The sequence below is a fragment of the Pseudoalteromonas sp. S16_S37 genome, from assembly GCF_014694405.1.
In the GTDB taxonomy this organism is placed as follows: Bacteria; Pseudomonadota; Gammaproteobacteria; order Enterobacterales; family Alteromonadaceae; genus Pseudoalteromonas.
Map to the genome: position 1 here is coordinate 1 of NZ_JAAUWV010000131.1, position 1,879 is coordinate 1,879.

The window sequence follows — 1,879 nt, forward strand, 5'->3', positions numbered from 1 at the left end:
AGTTAATTGATAAGTGCTCTATGCAAAGTTTATTGGTTGAACAGTTAACTCTCACACCGCTTGATACTGTGACGACAAACAAGGAGGGCCAATTTTCGTTGTCATTGGGCCGCAATGATATAGTGCTGTTAGCAACAGGATCTAGAGAGTTTTTTGGTACAACTGAAAAGTATATTTGGATTAAGCCTGTAGAACTAGGTGTAGGATTTAATTACATCGCTGACTTAGATAATACAGGCATTATCAGTGATAAGCCTATATCTAGCATCAAACTTTAATTTATTAACCCAGTTTAAAATTCATCCCATCACGATTTAGGCACTCTATAGCAAACCAAATGCTACGGGTGCCTTATGACACTACCCAATCTAAATTACTTTAAACAAAAGCCAGCGATTAAAACCGCGCTTGCTACTTACTCGCTGCAATTTGCTGATGCCATTTTACCAATTCTGTACTTAGAGGGCGGCTTAAATGCTGACGGCGGTTTAAATGATGTAGCCAGTGACCGTGGCGGACTCACTAAATTTGGTATTAGTCAGCGAGCCTACCCCCATTTAGATATTGCAAACCTAACCCTTGCACAGGCTGTACGCCTGTATCACCGCGATTACTGGCGGCCCATGCAATGCAGCGAGCTAAATATGGGTGTTGCTTTAATGCTACTTGATGGCGCAGTACAACACGGTGTGTCGAGTATGACCATGTTGGTACAGCGATATGTTGGCGCTAAGCCTGATGGCCGCTTTGGCCCGCTTACGTTAAAAGCCTGCCACGGTGTTTTGCCAATGCAGTTATGCATTGCTTTAAGCTTAAAACGCGCCCGTAAATACGCCCGTATTTGTGCGAATGACACAACCCAAACCCCTAATTTAAACGGCTGGTACAACCGCCTAGAGCACATTACTGAGCGCGCAATTGCGGGAGTAAGTCATGGGTAAAAACTGGGAGTGGTCGCGCGAACAAGGCCGAATTAAGCGCCTTGAAGCGGAAGTACAAGCACGTTTAAACGAGCAACCGTTTGATGTTAATAACGTGCCGCTACACAGCCATGATGGTACCTACCAAAGCATGTTCAATGAAGGCTGGCATTCGGTTTTAGAAATTGACATACGCTTACGTGTTGATGCTGTGCGCACGTTTCAATATACAAGCAAACGCGTTGCAAAACGCTTTGGGGTAAGTCATGGCTATTAACTGGCTCAACCTTGGCTCTACTATTGGCGGCTTAATTGACGATTTACATACATCAGATGAAGAGCGCCAAAAATTAAACAACGAGCTGATACAAATCGAAAACAGCTACAACAGTAAGTTGCTACAAACTCAGCAAGCATTATTAGCGGCTCAAACCCAAATTATTACCGCAGAAGCGCAAGGCCATAGTTGGCTACAGCGCAATTGGCGGCCAATCACCATGCTCACATTTTTAATTTTAATTACTGCTGATTGCTTAGGCTGGCTTGAGTATCGCTTAAGCGAGCAAGCATGGGATTTATTAAAACTCGGACTAGGTGGCTATGTTATTGGCCGCTCAGTTGAAAAAGCCATCCCCGCTGTGGGTCAAGTTGTAGACAAAGTAAAAGGTAAACCTAATGGACATCGTTGACGATGCACAGCGCATTGCTGAGCAAGATTTAGAGCGCGCGCTCAACAAAAACAAGGCCCACTTTTTGGGGCAAGATGTGGATTTTATGCATTGTCTAGAATGCGAAGTTGAAATCCCCAAAGCGCGGCGAGACGCCATACATAGCTGTAAGTACTGCGTTGATTGCCAAGAGTTACAAGAGCTTGCTGCAAAGCACTATAGGAAGCCGTGATGGAATTTATCTTAGAGTGGTGGAAGCAAATGCTAGCCGCTGGTGTGGTAGTCGTAGGC

5 protein-coding genes are annotated in these 1,879 nt (G+C 44.7%); all 5 read left to right on the top strand.

Going from position 1 to position 1,879, the window contains the following annotated elements:
* Window positions 1-278, top strand: a 278-nt coding sequence (locus HC733_RS22115) for a hypothetical protein (RefSeq protein ID WP_238937668.1), incomplete at its 5' end; no start/stop codon positions are given.
* 75 nt (window positions 279-353) lie between these two features.
* On the top strand, window positions 354-941 hold the full coding sequence (locus HC733_RS22120; protein WP_190367136.1) for a glycosyl hydrolase 108 family protein: 588 nt from the start codon (window positions 354-356) through the stop codon (window positions 939-941).
* Window positions 934-1,197 (top strand): hypothetical protein, encoded by a 264-nt coding sequence (locus HC733_RS22125; RefSeq protein WP_190367137.1) that lies wholly within the window; start codon window positions 934-936, stop codon window positions 1,195-1,197. Before HC733_RS22120 ends, HC733_RS22125 begins: the two co-directional genes overlap by 8 nt.
* Entirely contained in the window at window positions 1,187-1,609 is a 423-nt protein-coding gene (locus HC733_RS22130; RefSeq protein ID WP_190367138.1) for a 3TM-type holin, read from the top strand. The genes HC733_RS22125 and HC733_RS22130 overlap by 11 nt, the downstream gene beginning before the upstream one ends.
* Complete coding sequence (locus tag HC733_RS22135) at window positions 1,596-1,820, top strand: TraR/DksA C4-type zinc finger protein (RefSeq protein WP_190367139.1); 225 nt, start codon at window positions 1,596-1,598, stop codon at window positions 1,818-1,820. Before HC733_RS22130 ends, HC733_RS22135 begins: the two co-directional genes overlap by 14 nt.
* Window positions 1,821-1,879 lie beyond the last annotated feature (59 nt).